Annotated in this window: 17 protein-coding genes; 8 read left to right on the forward strand and 9 right to left on the reverse strand. The window is 70.4% G+C overall.

Annotation, left to right across the window (positions count from 1 at the left end; translation table 11 throughout):
• Positions 1-134: 134 nt before the first annotated feature.
• Positions 135-2,039, forward strand: a complete 1,905-nt coding sequence (locus ACIGXP_RS37290) for an MFS transporter (protein WP_399776066.1) — start codon at positions 135-137, stop codon at positions 2,037-2,039.
• 28 nt (positions 2,040-2,067) lie between these two features.
• On the opposite strand, the gene ACIGXP_RS37295 is transcribed toward ACIGXP_RS37290, so the two are convergent.
• Positions 2,068-2,910, reverse strand: coding sequence for a hypothetical protein (locus ACIGXP_RS37295; protein WP_363215228.1), 843 nt, complete (start codon positions 2,908-2,910; stop codon positions 2,068-2,070).
• Between the two features lie 74 nt (positions 2,911-2,984).
• Between ACIGXP_RS37295 and ACIGXP_RS37300 the strand changes: the two genes are divergently transcribed.
• From ACIGXP_RS37300 to ACIGXP_RS37310, 3 genes are all read left to right on the forward strand, one after another.
• Positions 2,985-3,773: an SDR family oxidoreductase gene (locus ACIGXP_RS37300; RefSeq protein ID WP_399776068.1), complete on the forward strand. Its 789-nt coding sequence runs from the start codon at positions 2,985-2,987 to the stop codon at positions 3,771-3,773.
• 127 nt (positions 3,774-3,900) lie between these two features.
• Positions 3,901-5,472 (forward strand): sodium:solute symporter family protein, encoded by a 1,572-nt coding sequence (locus ACIGXP_RS37305; RefSeq protein WP_399776070.1) that lies wholly within the window; start codon positions 3,901-3,903, stop codon positions 5,470-5,472.
• Positions 5,473-5,510: 38 nt separating this feature from the next.
• On the forward strand, positions 5,511-6,125 hold the full coding sequence (locus tag ACIGXP_RS37310; RefSeq protein ID WP_399776072.1) for a hypothetical protein: 615 nt from the start codon (positions 5,511-5,513) through the stop codon (positions 6,123-6,125).
• 30 nt (positions 6,126-6,155) lie between these two features.
• Here the strand turns inward: ACIGXP_RS37310 and ACIGXP_RS37315 are convergent, their stop codons facing one another.
• A complete protein-coding gene (locus ACIGXP_RS37315) occupies positions 6,156-7,271 on the reverse strand; it encodes an ADP-ribosylglycohydrolase family protein (protein ID WP_399776074.1) in 1,116 nt (371 codons plus the stop codon).
• 95 nt (positions 7,272-7,366) lie between these two features.
• Positions 7,367-8,104 carry a TetR/AcrR family transcriptional regulator gene (locus tag ACIGXP_RS37320; protein ID WP_399776076.1) on the reverse strand — a complete coding sequence of 246 codons (738 nt, stop codon included), beginning with the start codon at positions 8,102-8,104 and terminating at the stop codon, positions 7,367-7,369.
• A gap of 108 nt (positions 8,105-8,212) precedes the next feature.
• Between ACIGXP_RS37320 and ACIGXP_RS37325 the strand changes: the two genes are divergently transcribed.
• Positions 8,213-9,235: an alpha/beta fold hydrolase gene (locus tag ACIGXP_RS37325; protein ID WP_399776078.1), complete on the forward strand. Its 1,023-nt coding sequence runs from the start codon at positions 8,213-8,215 to the stop codon at positions 9,233-9,235.
• A gap of 20 nt (positions 9,236-9,255) precedes the next feature.
• Here the strand turns inward: ACIGXP_RS37325 and ACIGXP_RS37330 are convergent, their stop codons facing one another.
• Entirely contained in the window at positions 9,256-9,756 is a 501-nt protein-coding gene (locus ACIGXP_RS37330) for a MarR family winged helix-turn-helix transcriptional regulator (RefSeq protein WP_399776079.1), read from the reverse strand.
• A gap of 95 nt (positions 9,757-9,851) precedes the next feature.
• Between ACIGXP_RS37330 and ACIGXP_RS37335 the strand changes: the two genes are divergently transcribed.
• Complete coding sequence (locus ACIGXP_RS37335; RefSeq protein WP_399776080.1) at positions 9,852-10,307, forward strand: SgcJ/EcaC family oxidoreductase; 456 nt, start codon at positions 9,852-9,854, stop codon at positions 10,305-10,307.
• Between the two features lie 18 nt (positions 10,308-10,325).
• On the opposite strand, the gene ACIGXP_RS37340 is transcribed toward ACIGXP_RS37335, so the two are convergent.
• From ACIGXP_RS37340 to ACIGXP_RS37355, 4 genes are all read right to left on the reverse strand, one after another.
• The gene (locus ACIGXP_RS37340) at positions 10,326-10,586 is read right to left on the reverse strand and encodes a hypothetical protein (RefSeq protein ID WP_399776082.1); all 261 of its coding nucleotides are present in this window, start codon (positions 10,584-10,586) and stop codon (positions 10,326-10,328) included.
• Entirely contained in the window at positions 10,583-10,930 is a 348-nt protein-coding gene (locus ACIGXP_RS37345; RefSeq protein WP_399776084.1) for a DUF6247 family protein, read from the reverse strand. Before ACIGXP_RS37345 ends, ACIGXP_RS37340 begins: the two co-directional genes overlap by 4 nt.
• Before the next feature lie 74 nt (positions 10,931-11,004).
• Entirely contained in the window at positions 11,005-11,784 is a 780-nt protein-coding gene (locus ACIGXP_RS37350) for a helix-turn-helix domain-containing protein (protein WP_399776085.1), read from the reverse strand.
• A 229-nt stretch (positions 11,785-12,013) separates the two neighbouring features.
• On the reverse strand, positions 12,014-12,430 hold the full coding sequence (locus ACIGXP_RS37355; RefSeq protein WP_399776235.1) for an ATP-binding protein: 417 nt from the start codon (positions 12,428-12,430) through the stop codon (positions 12,014-12,016).
• Between the two features lie 104 nt (positions 12,431-12,534).
• On the opposite strand from ACIGXP_RS37355, the gene ACIGXP_RS37360 reads away from it, so the two are divergent.
• Complete coding sequence (locus ACIGXP_RS37360) at positions 12,535-13,347, forward strand: helix-turn-helix transcriptional regulator (RefSeq protein ID WP_399776087.1); 813 nt, start codon at positions 12,535-12,537, stop codon at positions 13,345-13,347.
• Complete coding sequence (locus ACIGXP_RS37365; RefSeq protein WP_399776089.1) at positions 13,344-13,529, forward strand: DUF397 domain-containing protein; 186 nt, start codon at positions 13,344-13,346, stop codon at positions 13,527-13,529. Before ACIGXP_RS37360 ends, ACIGXP_RS37365 begins: the two co-directional genes overlap by 4 nt.
• On the opposite strand, the gene ACIGXP_RS37370 is transcribed toward ACIGXP_RS37365, so the two are convergent.
• Complete coding sequence (locus tag ACIGXP_RS37370) at positions 13,513-16,014, reverse strand: tetratricopeptide repeat protein (RefSeq protein WP_399776091.1); 2,502 nt, start codon at positions 16,012-16,014, stop codon at positions 13,513-13,515. The genes ACIGXP_RS37365 and ACIGXP_RS37370 overlap by 17 nt on opposite strands.
• Positions 16,015-16,069: the final 55 nt, after the last annotated feature.

Genomic DNA, 16,069 nt, shown 5'->3' on the forward strand with positions numbered 1-16,069 from the left:
CGGTCACGGGACACGACCGCGAACTGAACGGAAAGCGGCCGGTAACACCAGGAGACCGGGCCGAGAACAGAAGCGGCCGGAAGACCACGGACCACGGCCGCGAACAAAAGACGGGACACGGGGAGTGCCTTCAGGTGGCCACAGCGGAGCCGACACGCGCCGACGACGCCGATCCGGGCTCGGGATCCGGCCCGCGAATACGCCTGTCCACAGCTGACCGGGAGCGTCGCACCGACCTCCCGGACGGTCGCCCCGGCCTGCCCGGCGATCGCACCGACCGCTCGGCCGGCCCTGCCGACCGTGATCGTCCCGGCGCCCGCCCGAGCCGGCTCGCGGGGCTCCTCGCCGCCGCCGAACCCCTCCGGCAGCGGATGCTGCGCCACCCCGTGCTGTCCATGACGGCCCTCGCGGGTGTCCTGCACATCATCTGGTTCTTCACCTTCGCGAACAGCGGCGGTGATCTCGCGGCCCAGGACGCCTGGGCGGAGTTCGTCGGCCGGCACCCGGACTCGGCGTACAACCTCGCCTGGTACGGCGGCATGCACCCGGTGTCGTACAGCGTGGTGTCGCCGTATCTGATGGCCGTCCTGGGCGTCCGTACGACGATGATGATCGCCGGGACGGTCTCGGCGGGCCTGCTGACCCTGGTCATGATCCGCAGCCGGGCGGTGAAGAACCCGCTGTGGGCCTCGCTCGCCGGGATCTTCGCGCTGCTGTGCAACGCGATCTCGGGCCGGGTGACCTTCGCGCTCGGCACGATGTTCGCGCTCGGCGCCGTGGCGGCCGTCTTCTGCTGGCCGTACCGCTGGCGGTACAAACGCTGGGCGAAGGCGGCGGTGGCCGCCCCCCTGGCCGGTCTCTCCACCATGGCCTCGCCCGTCTCGGGGCTGTTCGTGGGCCTGGTCGCGGCCGCACTGTTCCTGCAGAAGCGGCGGCCGGGCGCCTGGGCGCTGGGGCTCGCCCCGACGGCGGTGGTCGCCGCCTCCTACTTCCTCTTCCCGTTCTCGGGCACCCAGCCGATGACCATCTGGTCGGTGATACTGCCCCTGCTCTACGGCCTGCTGTGTCTGTTCCTGGTGCCGAAGGAGTGGGTGACCGTCCGGCTGACCGCCGCCGTCTACAGCGTCGGCGTGGTCCTGGTGTGGCTGATCAGCTCGCAGATCGGCTCGAACATCTCGCGGCTGCCGATGCTGTTCGCGGGGGCGACGCTCATCGCCGCGCTGCCGTTCACGGTGCGCAAGTCGCGCAGGTGGTACACGACCGTGCTGGCACTCCTCGGCTTCCTCGGCTGGATCGGCTTCAAGACGGTCGACGACATCATGCACACGACCCCGGCCGCGTCCTGGGCCCGGGAGCTCGCCCCGCTCGTCCACCAGCTGCAGAAGGCCGGCGCCGAGAAGGGCCGCGTCGAGGTCGTCCCGGCCCGCTCGCACCGGGAGGCGTCCGCGCTCGCGCCGTACGTCAACCTGGCGCGCGGCTGGAACCGGCAGGCCGACATGGAGCGCAACCCGCTCTTCTACGACGACACACTGAACTCGGCGAACTATCACGAGTGGCTGCAGCGCTGGGCCGTCCACTTCGTCGTCCTGCCCAAGGACGACCCGGACGGCGACGGCGGCGAGCGTGAGGTGGAGCTGCTCCGGCGCGGGATGCCGTATCTGAAGCAGGTCTGGGGCGACGCCAACTGGCAGCTGTTCCAGGTGACCGATCCGACGCCGCTCGCCGAGCCCGACGCGGTGGTGGACCGGGCCGGGCAGGGCGAGATGACGCTGCAGGTGCGCAAGGCCGGGCGGATCCTGATCAGGATCCCGTACTCGCCGTGGCTGAGCATCGTCGACGAGCACGGCAAGAGCCTGAAGGCGCCGCAGGAGACGAAGGCGAAGACGTACGTCAACGTCAACGGGTGTCTGACGGAGACGCCGGAGGATGCCAAGGGCGACAAGTGGACGGTGCTGCTCGCTCCGCGGGCGGGGACGTACAGGCTGGCGGCGCCGTACCAGTTGCCTCGCGGTACTCCGTGCCCCGACGCGCTGAAATGATCTCCCCCCACCCGCTCGTCCGGAACTGTCAGCCGCGCAGTTCCGTGACGTAGCGGTCCGTGCCCGGGATCGTGGGGATGAACGGCGCGATCAGCTCCAGCCTCCCCAGCCCCGACCCGGCCACCTGCTCGTCCAGATCCGTGAAGCGGCCCTCCCAGCACTCCCGCGGGTCCTGCTCCAGGAACCACAGCAGGGTCAGCCGGGTGTCCACGCCCTCGACCTGCCGGACGTAGGTCATGCGGTCGCCGGGCAGCGGCGTGGGCCGGAACACGGTCACCATCGCGGCCGGGGAGCCGGACAGCCGCTCGGGCAGGTGCCGGACGCGCAGCCACTGCAGCAGCTCGGCCCGCTGCCCGGCCGACTCGCTGTCGATCACCTCCAGCACCAGCCCGGCGTAGGGGTGGTCCAGGGCGTGGAAGTCCCTGGGGCCCGCCGCGCCGTCCCGGTACACCGTCGTCTCGTGGTCCTGGAAGGCCGTGAAGACGTGGGTGCGGTCGTGGTAGACCCGGGCGTCCCGGTTGAGGCGCCTGTTGATGCCGACGGTCCACTTCATGTGGTCGTCGTAGCGCCCGTCGGTGATCCAGTAGGTGGAGAGGTAGCAGCCGGTGGTGACGGGCCGGGCGACCGCCGACTTCTCGGGATGGCGCAGGAGCTGCAGGTCCCGGGTGGCGACCCAGCGGCGGCCCGCGTACATCCAGGGCATGGCCATCGCGCCGGCGTAGTAGTGGTCGTCCTCGTACCAGCGGTTGTAGGCGTATTCGTGGCCGGGGTGCGGTTCGACCATGGTGATCAGGGCGTGGCCCGGGTGGACGCCGTACGGGCCGACGGCGGCCAGCTCGCCGTACAGCTCGCTGCGGGTGTCCTCGCTCATGCGCTTCCCCTTTCCTGCGGTGCGCCATACTCTGACGCCCCGTCAGATAAACCGCCATACCGCGGGAGGCACCGATGTCCCTGCTCGCAGGCAAGACCGTGGTCGTCTCGGGAGTCGGCGCCGGGCTCGGCCATCAGGTCGCCGCGGCCGTCGTGCGGGACGGCGGGAACGCGGTGCTCGGGGCGCGCACCGAGGCGAACCTCGCCAAGAGTGCGGCCGGGATCGACCCGGACGGCAGGCGTACGGCGTACCGGCCGACGGACATCACCGACGAGGACCAGTGCGCCGCGCTGGCGGAGCTGGCGCGGGCGCGGTTCGGCGGCATCGACGCGGTGGTGCACGTGGCCGCCATGGATTCCCACTTCGGCGGACTGGAGGACGCGGACTTCGCGACCTGGCAGTCGGTCATCGACGTGAACCTCCTCGGCACCCTGCGCATGACACGCGCCTGCCTGCCGGCGCTGAAGGCGGGCGGGGGCGGCTCGGTGGTCTTCATCGGGACCCAGTCGGCACTCGCCGCTCCCTCCCAGGTGCAGCAGGCCGCGTACGCCGCCTCGAAGGGGGCGCTGACCAGCGCGATGTACTCACTCGCACGGGAACTCGGACCGCACCGGATCCGGGTCAACACCGTACTGCCGGGCTGGATGTGGGGACCGCCGGTGCAGGCGTACGTCACCTTCACCGCACAGACGGAAGGAGTGCCGGTGGCGGAGGTCCTGGGCCGCCTGACGGAGCGGATGGCCCTGCCGGACCTGGCGACGGACGGGGACGTGGCGGACGCGGCGGTGTTCCTGTCGTCGAACCGGTCGCGGGCCATCACCGGACAGTCCCTGCTGGTCAACGCGGGAGAGCTGATGCGCTGAGACAGCCGGCACGCCACACGTGAGCGTTCATGTTGATGAACGCGAGTCATCAAACCGAACGATTTTGCCGTGACTTGACCTTATACTTGCTTGTCGCGTTCATGCAGCCACACCCACGATCGAGCACATGAACAGTCTCGACTGGGCCGTACTCATCGGCTACTTCGGTGTGATGGTCGCGATCGGCGTCTGGTCGCACAAGCGCGTGGACGACGTCTCCGACTTCTTCACGGCCGGCGGGAAGATGCCCTGGTGGCTGTCCGGCATCTCGCACCACATGTCGGGCTACAGCGCGGTCATGTTCACCGGGTACGCGGGCATCGCCTACACCTACGGCGTCACCTCCTTCGTCACCTGGTCCTTCCCCATCGCACTCGGCATCGCCATCGGGTCGAAGCTGTTCGCGCCGCGCATCAACCGGCTGCGCTCCCGGCTCCATGTGGCCTCCCCGCTGGAGTACCTGAGGAACCGTTACAACCTGCCCACACAGCAGGCCCTCGCCTGGTCCGGCATGTTGCTGAAGATCGTGGACGTGGGCGCGAAGTGGGCGGCCATCGCGACCCTGTTGTCCGTGTTCACGGGTGTCACGCTGAACCAGGGCATCCTCGTCACCGGTGCGATCACGGCCGTGTACTGCACGATCGGCGGTCTGTGGGCGGACGCGCTGACCGAACTCGGACAGTTCGTCATCCAGTTGCTGGCCGGCGTCTCGATGTTCGTCGCCGTCGTCCTGAAGCTCAGCGACAAGCACATCGGCTTCCTCGACGCCTGGAACCAGCCGGCCCTGCACGGCCACGGCAAGCCGCTGGTCGGCCCCTACGGCACGGTCTTCCTCCTCGCCTTCCTGTTCATCAAGCTCTTCGAGTACAACGGCGGCATGCTCAACCAGGCGCAGCGCTACATGGCGACCGGCAGCGCGTACGCGGCCGAGCGCGGCGCCCGCCTCTCGGCGATCCTGTGGCTGGTCTGGCCGGTCGTCCTGTTCTTCCCCATGTGGATGTCCCCGCTCCTCGTCCAGGCCCAGAAGCCGGACGGCTCCGACTCCTACGGCCTGATGACCCGACAGCTCCTTCCGCACGGGCTGTTGGGCCTGGTCGTCGTCGGTTTCTTCTCCCACACGATGGCCATGTGCTCCTCCGACGCGAACGCGATCGCGGCGGTGTTCACGCGGGACGTGGCACCGGTGCTGTCCGCTCGTGCGCGGGCGTGGGGACAGCGGTCGGGGCTGATCGCCGCCCGTGTCACGACGGTCGTCTTCCTGGCCCTGTCCATGGCGGTGGCGACGCAGGTCAACTCCCCCGCGTTCAAGGACATCATCACGGTCGTCATCAAGTGGGTGGCCGGTCTGATGGGGCCGATCGCGATCCCGATGATGCTGGGCCTGCTCCGCCCGTTCCGCCGCTCCGGCCCCACGGCGGCGCTGACCAGCTGGGCGGCGGGCCTGCTGGCGTTCTGGCTGGTGAACTACCCCATCAGCTGGAACGTCTCCGGCGGGGTGCCGCTGCAGTACCAGGTCTCGGTGCCGCTGGCGGTGTCCCTCGTCCTGTACATCGTGATCGGCCATGTGAAACCGGAGGACACACCGGAACGCCTGGCGATCATCGAGAAGGTGAATGCGGACGGGGATGCGGTGGCCGCGGTTCCGGTGCCCGCGAGTGGCGGGGACGACGTGGTGAGTACACCCAACCATCCTCTGTAACCTGCCGGTTGACATTGATCGACAGGAACGGGGAACCGATGAGCATCGAAGCATGGCGGGCCGCCTCCCGGCTGGTGGGCCGCCGTACCGCCCTGCGCTGTCTCACCGTCGGCGTCGGCGCATCGCTGCTGGCGGCGTGCAAGGGGAACGACGAGGGCAAGGGGAAGCGGCCGGGGAAGAGCCAGAGGACGGGGGACGGCAAGGGCACGGCCGGCACGGGCGGGTCGTCACCGACGCCCGGGGTGACCGGAAAGGCGTTCGCGGCGTTCGTCCGTGGCTCCTGGAAGGTCACCTCGAAGCCCTCCTCCGGGGCCCCCTTCTCCTACTCCATGAACATCGCCGACGGCACGTGGTCGATGAACGGCAGCGGGAAGTCGGTCAAGGGCACATGGGCGCTCCAGGGCGGCCGCCTGGTGATGAGCGTCCCCGAGGACATGGGCGGTGACAGCTCCGGCGGACAGAGCGCCGCCGCCTCCAACGTCCCCGCGTCGGTCGGCACCTTTGTGAACCAGGTCCTCCCCTGGCAGCCGCCCGGGACGTCCAGCGCCGCTTCCGGTCAGCGGCTGGAAGTGATGTACGCCAACAAGGTCCTGCACATCAGGCACGTGGACGAGAACGGCAGCACCACGGAGCACACCTGCACCCGGGCTTAGGACACCCCTGACCGCGCGTCCGGGCCCGGCTCAGGCGCGTGGGTACCGGGCCAGCCACCCCGGCGACGACCCCGCGGGCCCGTGCAGCGCGGGGCCCTGGGTCATCTCCATCGCGAAGTCGTCGGCGAGTTCCAGCATCGTGGGACGGCCCTCCAGCTCCGCCAGCCATCCCGGCGGGAGGGCCGTCTCACCGTGCAGGGCGCCGAGCAGACCGCCGGTCAGCGCGCCCGCCGCCGCCGACGGCCCGCTCTGGTTGACCGCCAGACACAGGCCGTGCCGCACGTCCTCCCCCACCAGCGCGCAGTACACGGACGCCGCCAGCAGCCCGTCCGCCGTACCGTCGCCGGCCAGTTCCTCCACCCGCGTGGGACCGGGAATCCCCTGCCGCACCGCACCCAGCGCATGCTGCAGCGCGTCCGAGACGGGCTGGTGACCCGGTCGGGCGGCGAGCAGGGCCAGGGCCCGCTGCACGGCACCGTCCAGGCTCTCGCCCCGGGCCAGCGCATGCACGATCACGGCGTACGCGCCCGCCGAGAGATAGGCGATGGGATGCCCGTGGCTCTGGGCCGCGCACTCCACCGCCAGCTGCGCGACCAGCTGCGGCTCCCAGCCGACCAGCAGCCCGAACGGCGCCGACCGTGCCACCGCCTCCGGACCCAGCTCACCGGGGTTCTTCGGTGACTCCAGCGTGCCCATGATCTCGTCGCCGAAGCCGATGAGCAGCGCCCGGGTCGGCTCCCGCCGGGCGTACAGCCACTCCTCGCGCGCGAGCCAGCCGTCGTCCTTGCGCCGCTCGTCGGGCCCCCAGTCCCGCTGGGTGGCCGCCCAGCGGAGGTACGCCCGGTGCAGATCGGTCGGCGGATGCCAGGCGCCGGTGTCCCGGCGCACCTGGGCGCGTATCAAGCCGTCCACGGTGAACAGCGTGAGCTGGGTGTGGTGGGTGACCGTACCGCGCCGGCCGTGTCCGAAGACCAGGTCGAGCAGGCCCTCGGGGCCGTAGGCGGCCCGGATCTCCTCCAGGGACAGCGGATCGGCGGGGCCGCCCAGCGCATCGCCCACGGCGACCCCGAGCAGGGCGCCGCGCACCCGGCTGCGGAAGTCCTGCTGTTCGGCTCGGCCCCAGACGGTGCCGGATGTCGCACCCACGCAGACCTCCTCATGGCACCGTCCGTCCGTACGACGCTAGGCACTGTAATCGACGGGGAACGGTCCGTTCACGGGGGCAAATCACCCGCCGCGGGTCATTCCCGCCCAGCCACGAGCGCTTCGACTCCGTCGAGGATCCGGTCGAGTCCGAAATCGAGCGGGTCGGTGCCGGTCGGGTCGAAGGCGCCGTCGGCGATGGCCCGGGTCAGTGCCGGGAACCGGTCCGCGTGGCGTTCGAGGACCTCGCCGGTGAGGCGGTTCCACTCGCGGTCCTGGTCCGCGTCGAAGTCGGCCGCCTGCTGGGCAATGCTGCGCACCAGACCGACGACCAGGACGAAGACCTGGTGCCGCTGGGCGGCCGGCAGGCCGGTGGGCTCCAGGGCCGCGTGCGCCGCGTCCAGCCAGCCGAGCTGGTGGGGGCCCATGACCTGGCGGCGCATCGCGGTGGCGGCGAGCGCCCAGGGATGGGCCCGGTAGACCTCCAGGCAGCGGCGGGCCCACAGCCGTGTCCCGGCCCGCCAGTCGCCCTCCGCCGCGGACAGGTCGGGGACCTCGGCGAGCATCGACTCGATCATGAGGTCGACCAGTTCCGCCTTGCCGGGCACATACCGGTAGAGCGCCATCGCCGAGACCCCGAACTCGGCGGCGACCTTGCTCATCGAGACCGCGTCCAGCCCCTGGGCATCGGCCAGCTCGACGGCCGCCGCGGCGATGCGCTGCGGGGACAGCGTCGGCTTCGGCCCGCGCGTGGGCTGTTCCTGTTCGCCCCACAGCAGCGCGAAGGCCGTCCGCCGGTCGCGGTCCTGTGCCTGCTCGTTCTTCCGCCCGCCCAAGACGTCCCTCCCGATCGCCACTGCGAAGTCTGTTGACTCCGCCAGACAACTGTATATACCGTAAACGCAGAGAACAGCTGATGGCATAAACAGTTTAGGGGGAACACCATGCTGCTGACCTACCGCGCCCTCAGGCGCCGCGCTCTCGCCAAGAAGCTGGCGATCACCACGCCGAACGGCATCGACGAGTCCTCGTACGTCCGCATCGGCGGCATCGACCAGTGGATCTCCGTCCGCGGCGAGGACCGGACGAACCCCGTGATCCTGGAGATCCACGGCGGCCCCGGCGCCTCCAACCTGATCTTCGTCCCGCGCACCCGCGACTGGGAGCGGCACTTCACGATCGTCCGCTGGGACATGCGCGGCGCAGGACGGACCTTCGCGGCGGGCGGCCCCGAGGGCCAGGGCGAGCTGACCCTCGACCGTCTGTACCAGGACGCCCTGGAGGTCACGCACCACATCCGCACCCGCCTGGGTGTGGAGAAGGTGATCCTCCTCGCCAACAGCTTCGGCACGGTGACCGGTCTCCGTCTGGCCCGCAACCACCCCGAGCTGTACGCGGCGTACGTCGGCACCGACCAGAACATCATCGGGGGCGGCCGTGACACCACCGCCTACGAGGCGCTGCTGGGCCGCCTGGAGAAGGCGGGCAAGAAGAAGCAGCGGGCGACGATCGAGGCGATGGGCCCGGACCGCTCCGCCTGGTCGGCCCACGCGTGGGCCACGTACGCGAAGACGATGGTGACGACCGACCCGCTCACCTACGACACGATGAAGACGGTCGTGATCCGCTCCCTCTGGTTCTCCCCGCTCCACACCCTGCGCGACCTGCGCACCTACCTCAAGGCCCAGACCTTCTCGGAGCCGCTGGGCCCCCAGGCGACGACGGTCGACGAGTACACCGAGGGCACCGCGTTCCGCCTCCCCGTCTTCCTCTTCCAGGGCGACAGCGACGTCCTCACTCCGCCGGAACCGGCCCGCCGCTTCTACGAGGCGCTCACGGCCCCGGTGAAGGACTTCGCCCTCATCACCGAGGCCGGCCACTTCGCGTCGTTCCGCCACCCCGACCAGTTCCTGAACCTCCTGCTGACCAAGGTCCGGCCGGCGGTGGCGGGGGAGGCGGTGCGCTGAGGCACCGGGGAGCGCGGGGGTCAGCCGCCGTCCTGGGTCCGGGCCGCCCTGCTGCGCCTCGGCGCGACCGCCTTGCGGATCTCCTCGGTGGCCGCGCGGAACGCGGGTGCGGCGTGCTCGAAGTAGTCGAAGAGCACCGCGCGCTGCTCAGGGGTGTAGCGGGCCAGGATCTCGGCGATGTGGCGGCGGGCGGGACCCACGACCTCCTCGATCCGCCCGAGCGCGTCCGGGACCGGCTCGACGATCACCCGCCGGCGGTCCCTGGGATCCGCGGTGCGGCGCGCGTACCCGGCCCGCTCCAGGCGGTCGATCAGGCGCGTGGTGGCACCGGTGGTCAGACCGGTCCTGGTGGCCAGCTCACCCGAGGTGAGCCCGCCCTCCACCGCGATCAGGCTGAGCGCGTACCACTCCGACGTGTGCAGACCGGCGGCTTCGGCACTGGCCAGGCCCTGGAGGCCTACGGCATCGAGGTACTGACGGAAGATCACATGCTCGTCGCCGCCACCCAAAGGGGTTGCCATCACCCGGACCCTCTCCTAAATTTATCTGCACGGATGCAGATACTGCTTACGTTCAGAATCTGCACGCAGTCTAACGAGCAGGGGAGAACTCCACCATGCCGAACCCCACCGCCCCCGAGGTCACCGCCGTCACCGCCGTACTGGAGGAACTCGTCGCCGCCTGGGAGCGCCAGGACGCCGACGCCTACGGCGAGCTGTTCACCGAGGACGCCACCTACATCACCTACGTCGGCACCTTCTACCAGGGCCGCCGGGACATCGTGGACAGCCACCGCGCCCTGTTCACGAGCTTCCTCAAGGGCACCAAGCTCGCCGACGAGGTCCTCGACATCCGCTTCCACGGCCCGGACGTGGCGGTGGTCAACGGGCGCGGCGACACCTACAAGGGCAAGCGGCCGCACAAGCTCACCAAGATCCAGACGTACACCCTGGTCCGCGAGAGCGACGGCGCGTGGCGCATCGCGGCCTTCCACAACACCAAGCGCAAGCCACTGATGGAGTCGATCTCCTACAGGTTCAACCCGGAGCTGGTCCCGGCAGCCGAGAGGTGAGCGGACGTCACAGCACGTTCAGCCGTACCAGGTGACGTTGCAGACGTAGACGCACTCGTGGCGGGGTACGGCGAGGAAGCTGATGAAACCGCGACCGCCGAGAATGTCGAACTCGCGCAGTCCACCCTCGCGATCGAAGGGCCGGCCCACCTTGACGGCGTCGTGGCCCAGGGCGGCCAGTTCCGTCGCGAGCCGCTCCACCTCCGCGACGACTCCCGGCGGCAGCTGTCCCGTGACGTAGTCGGCGCTCGGGTTGTAGTCCCAAGCCCAGTCCGTCACAGGCCGGCCTCCGACTCGGCCGTCTCGCGGATCGCGCGGATCTCCGCGATGGCCGCCGCAGGATCCTGCTCCCCGGCATCCACGATGTGCTCCAGTTCGCGCAGGCGAGCAGCCCGTTTCGGATGTCGTTCGATGGCGACGAACACGGCCCAGGAATGCACGAAGGCACGCAGCGGCGCGAGGCTCTGGGTCTGCTGGGCGTTGGTCGTGGCCTCGAAGAGGTGCTGCGTCAGCGCCGGAATCCGACTTGGTGCGATGCGCGCGACCGCCGCCCGCAACGCGTCCGGCGTCAGCTCGGGCATGGGGATCAGCGGTCCGTACGGGCCGTCGGTCTGGGCGCTCACGGTGACCTCCGGTGCGAGTGGCTCGGTCCTCGTACGGTACCGGTGGAGTCGGCGGTACGCCGGTGACGTGGCGCTCATGCCACGGCCGCGGACGGCATACGGCAGTCGCGGCACCGGCCCGGCCCAGGGGCGCGGAAGGCCCGTTCGCAGCCGTCGCAGGTCTGGAGCGGAGATGGGCGGTGCTGCTCCGGGCGGGGTGGCGCGGCCGGGAGGTGCGGCGGCAGTTGGGCGGTGAGGCGGTGCTGCAGGAAGGCCGCCGGGTGTTTGATCGGGTCCTGGGGCAGGCCGGTCGTCAGGGTGCGCACCACGGCGGTGGGTGGCACTCCTCGCTCCAGCCACTCGGAAACGGCCGGCGCCAGGCGCTGGACGTCCCGTTCGGTCAGGAGCAGGCGGGAGTCATGGGCCCGGAGCCCGGCGAGCAGTTCGGTGGCCCTGCCGGGTGGTGCGGGAGCCTTCGGAGCGGCGGCGGGCTCGGGGGCAACCGGGGCCGCGGCTGCCAGCGCGGCCCTCGGCTTGTTGTACGAGATCGTCCGGGTCGTCACTTGCCCCGATTGAAGACGCTCCCTGGGCCGCGCGAGGTATCCGTGCTCCTCCAGCTCGCGCAGGGCCGCCGCGATCCGGATCTCGCCCTCGGGGAACTTCGCCGCCAGCGTCTTGATGCCGATCGGCGTGCCCTCCGGCAACGACTGGATGTGCAGTGCCAGGCCGATGGCCACCAGGGACAGCTTGGGGTGCTGGGCCAGGTGATTGCCGACCACGGTGAAGTTGTTGTGGTGGGGTTCGTTCACGTGGGTGACGCCGGAGGAATGCCGGGTCTTCCGGCGCGCGGGCACGTTAGGCTGCTTGTCAGTCACTGGGAAGCTCCTACTTCCTCGGTGATCAGGCCCTCGCACTGGGATGCCAGTCCCGGCGGGGGCCGATGCATGTGTGGACCTGTTGTCGTCCCTGACGCTGCACCACAACTGCCCCGCCGCGCCACTTGCGTTGGGCATATTCACTCCGGCGAGTGAGCGACGGGGGCGGTGGGGGTGGGTTCGGTTCTTTCCCCGGTTCTTTGGTCTTTTGGGGTCGGGAACCACCGGGTCATGGACCGCCGCGACCCGGTACGAGTTCGGCCCATACGGTCTTCGCGTTCGCCGGCGCCTCCTCCACGCCCCAGCGGTCGGCGTACGCCGCGACGATCCGCAGGCCCCGGCCGGTCTCCGACGCCTCGGCCACCGGGTCGTGGAGACACGGGGCCCGGTCGCCCCGGGGGTCGGTCACCTCGATACGGAGGGTGCCGTCGTCACGGAGCGCCAACCCCAGCCGGAAGTCCCGCCCCCGCACCCGCCCGTGCAGTACGGCGTTGGACGCCAGCTCAGCGACGATGTGCGCCGCCCCCTCGAACGGCACGCTCCACTCGTCCAGTTGGCGCTCGGTGAGGAGACGGGCGAGACGGGCACCCCTTCGAGTGGCGGACAGCTGGATCCTGAGGCAGGTTTTCTCATTCACGTCACCCAGCGTGGCCGTCCCTCCCTACTCTGAACAGCGACGACCACGGTACGCAGCGTGACTGTCCGGGTAATTGGCGTGGCCGTACGGCTCGTACGTCAGGAGGGGCGAGGGTGGAGGACGAGGAGGCCGAGGCCGTACTCAAGGCGGTCGGGCGGCAGATCAAGGTGTGGCGGGAGTCCGTCGGGATGCGGCAGGCCGAGCTGGGGGCCGCGATCGGATACAGCGAGGAGATGGTGTCCTCGGTGGAGCGTGGGCGTCGGCTCCCCAAGCCGGACTTTCTTGACAAAGCCGATGAAGTGCTGGGTGCGGACGGGAAGTTGTCCGCGATGAAGGAGGACGTGGAGAAGGCTCGGTATCCGAAGAACGTCCGGGACTTGAAGCAGCAGGAGGACGAGTCGGTCGAGCTGGGTGCCTACGCCAACCACTATGTGCATGGCCTGTTGCAGACCCCTGAGTACGCAAGGGCCCTGTACACGATGCGACGCCCGTCGTATACGGAGGAGGAGATCGACCGTCACGTCAGCGCCCGCCTGGCGCGACAGGTGATCTTCGAGCGCGTACCGAGCCCGACGATCACGTTCGTCCAGGAAGAGGTAACCCTGCGGCGTCCCATCGGGGGCCGCACGGTGTTGCGGCGGCAACTGGAACACCTTCTGGACATCGGTCAGTTGAGGCACGTCGAGATCCAGGTGATGCCTACCGACCGCGAAGACCATGCGGGCATGGGCGGGCCGTTTCGCCTGCTGAAGCTCCGGAACGGCAAGACCGTGGCACACGAGGAAGGGCAGACCTACAACCGACTGATCAGTGACGCCCGGGAAGTACAGCTTCTGGAGATGCGCTATGGGATCATCCGAGCGCAAGCTCTCCCGCCCCGGGAGTCGCTGACTTTCATCGAAAAAGTGCTGGGAGAAGAGACATGACCACCCGCACGCTGACGTGGTTCAAGAGCAGCTACAGCAGCAACGAGGGCCCCGACTGCGTGGAGGTAGCCATAACCCCCGCCACCATCCACATCCGCGACTCCAAGAACAAGGAAGGCGCCCGACTCACCTTCAGGGACGCCGCCTGGACGGAGTTCCTGGCGTTCACTGCTGATCGCTGACGGCGGCCAGCGCCCTGCCGTGCCACTCCAGGATCCACTCGTCGTGCGGTGACAAGGACTTCGCTCTGTCCAGGGCGGCCAGCGCCGCATCGGGGGACCCCAGTTCGAGCAGGATGATCCCCCGTCGGCACTCCGCCCAGGGGTACTCCGGCCTCAGCCGGACCGCGCGGTCCAGGTCGGCCAGACCCTCCCGGTGGCGGCCGAGGTTGGCCAGCGACACGCCCCGGCTCGCGTACGCCGACGCGTACTCGGGGTCGAGGGCGAGCGCGCGGTCGTAGTCGGCGAGGGCTTCCTCGTCGCGCCCGGCCACGCGGAGGGCGTCACCTCGTTCGCAGCGGCCCCAGGCCCAGTCCGGCTGGAGGGCGAGGGCACGGTCGAGGTCGGCGAGCTGACGGGCGGGCTCGGCGCGGGCGCGCCATACGCGGGCCCGGCGGGCGAGCGCCCAGGCGTAGTCCGGGTTGAGTTCCAGGGCCTGGTTCAGATCGTCGAGGGCGCTGTCGAGTTCCCCCCGGGCGAGGCGGGTGGCGCCTCGGGAGGCCCAGGCGAAGTCGCCGGCCGGGTCGAGCCGGATCGCCTCGTCCAGGTGCCGGATCGCCTCGTCGTGGTCGCGCAGCATGCGGTGGTACTCGCCGCGCACCGCGTGACTCCACGGGTCGTCCGGTGCGAGCGCCACGGCCCGTTCCATGTCCGCGAGTGCAGACCGGTAGTCCCCCAGCTCGCCGTGGGCCAGGGCCCGGCCGCGGTAGGCCCGCGCCAGCCCGGAATCCAGAGCGAGGGCACTCGCGAATGCGGTCAGGGCCTCGTCGTACGCCCCGCCGCGCCGCAGCGCGGCGCCCCGTACCGCATGGGCGAGCGCCCGGTCCGGCTCGTCGAGCGCCGCCCGGTGCAGCAGCAGCCCGAGTGCGGCGGCCACTCCGCCGTTCCCCAGGGCCTCCGTCAGCTCACCGCCCCAGCGAGCCACGGACCCCGAGTCGGCATCCTCGCCCGCATCCGCGAGGGCCCGCGCCCACCGCTGGGCCGTGGCGTCACCGGCGGCGCAGGCATGGACGAACTCCCGCAGCGCCCCCGGCAACGCCTCCCGGTCCCCCGCGCACAGCCGGTGATAGCACTCGGCCAGCCGCAGCTCCCGCCACTCCTCGTCCGCCCACAGCTCCTCGGTGTCCCGCGCCCCTTCGAGTTGACCCCGCCACTGCCCGAACGCTCCCGCCAGCCGCCGCTGCAGCTCCCCCCATCCCCGGGGCGACCGTGCCCGCTGCAGCCGCAGCATCGGCGCCCGTACGACGTCGTGGTACCGGAGTCCGCCGCCGCGCCCGTCGACGAACGGCAGGCCGCTCAACCAGCCGTACAGCGCGTCAAGTTCCGCCTCCTCGCAGTCCACCACGGCCCGGAACACGTCCGCGTCGAGCCGCCGGGGCACCGCGCAGGCCAGAGCCACTTGCCGCCGCACCGGATCCCGCTCCCACTTCAGGAACCGCTCCACGGCGTCCGCACTCGGATCCCCCACGTCGCCGGGATCGGCGGGTCTGGCCTCCGCGAGGGTGGAGACGAGCACCGGCAGCCCGCCCGTCAGCCGCAGGACCTCCGCGACCACCTGCTCGTCCCGCACGCCCCGGTCGGCCAGCAGTCCCCGGGCCTCCGCCTCCGTGAACGGCCCGAGCGGCACGTGCGTCACGAAGTCGGCGAAGCCGCCCCAGCGAGCAGTGTCGAAAGGACCTTGGCCGGCCGTGACCACGACCACGTTGGCGGGCAGTGCCCCGTGCCGGTCCGTCGTCATCAGCTCGTGCAGCCAGCTGTCGACGAACGGCCCGATCCTTTCGTACGTGTCGAAGAACAGGACGATCCACGGCACCGAGGCCGCCACCGGGGCCAACTCGTCGAGCAGTCCGGGTGTCAGCTCGCGCTCGGGTGACAGCACCAGCTGCACGTCGTCCTGGTTGCCGAACCGGGCGCTGAGGCCCCGCCGCAACCTCTCGGCGTACCGTGACAGTTGAGCCGGGTCGACCGCGCCCACGAAGGGTCCCGCTCCCGGCACCATGCTCAGGCCGGCCAGCCCCGCCCGTACCGCCGTCGCCGTCACCGCCGACGGGCTCTCCGGCTCCGGCTCCAGCCCGGCCATCACCACCTCGGCCTCGTGCCGCCGTTCCCGGTACATGACCAACGCCTTTTCGAGCTTCTTGAACTCCCGGCCCTGTCGGCGGAACTCACGACTGATCGACGCCATCGCCTCCGGCACGCTCCCCGCGCCCTCGTCGACGTACGCCGTCAGCGCGCCCCGCTCCCGCGCGATCTGTTCCAGCTCCCGGACCAGGAACGTCTTTCCGACACCCGCGTTGCCGTGCACATGAAAAAGGAAGCGGTGGCGTTCGTCCTCGGGGGGTACGTCCAAGTTGGCGCGGAAGGCCGCCCGTTCATCACTGCGTCCGACGAACCCGGCCCGTCTGCGCCGTCCGATCAGCTCCTGCATCGACGGCCGTGCCTGCGCCATGCGTACGCCTTTCCCCCGAAGCCGGACTCTTCATTCTGGCGCAATGCCCACGCGA

The sequence above is a fragment of the Streptomyces sp. NPDC053069 genome, assembly GCF_044546895.1.
Taxonomy (GTDB): Bacteria; Actinomycetota; Actinomycetes; order Streptomycetales; family Streptomycetaceae; genus Streptomyces.

Excerpts from the sequence above, each read along its gene's own strand:
- ACIGXP_RS37295 (WP_363215228.1), bottom strand. The coding sequence starts at position 2,910 with ATGAGCGAGGACACCCGCAGCGAGCTGTACGGCGAGCTGGCCGCCGTC.
- ACIGXP_RS37300 (WP_399776068.1), top strand. The coding sequence starts at position 2,985 with ATGTCCCTGCTCGCAGGCAAGACCGTGGTCGTCTCGGGAGTCGGCGCC.
- ACIGXP_RS37305 (WP_399776070.1), top strand. The coding sequence starts at position 3,901 with ATGAACAGTCTCGACTGGGCCGTACTCATCGGCTACTTCGGTGTGATG.
- ACIGXP_RS37310 (WP_399776072.1), top strand. The coding sequence starts at position 5,511 with ATGAGCATCGAAGCATGGCGGGCCGCCTCCCGGCTGGTGGGCCGCCGT.
- ACIGXP_RS37325 (WP_399776078.1), top strand. The coding sequence starts at position 8,213 with ATGCTGCTGACCTACCGCGCCCTCAGGCGCCGCGCTCTCGCCAAGAAG.
- ACIGXP_RS37330 (WP_399776079.1), bottom strand. The coding sequence starts at position 9,756 with ATGGCAACCCCTTTGGGTGGCGGCGACGAGCATGTGATCTTCCGTCAG.
- ACIGXP_RS37335 (WP_399776080.1), top strand. The coding sequence starts at position 9,852 with ATGCCGAACCCCACCGCCCCCGAGGTCACCGCCGTCACCGCCGTACTG.
- ACIGXP_RS37365 (WP_399776089.1), top strand. The coding sequence starts at position 13,344 with ATGACCACCCGCACGCTGACGTGGTTCAAGAGCAGCTACAGCAGCAAC.
- ACIGXP_RS37370 (WP_399776091.1), bottom strand. The coding sequence starts at position 16,014 with ATGGCGCAGGCACGGCCGTCGATGCAGGAGCTGATCGGACGGCGCAGA.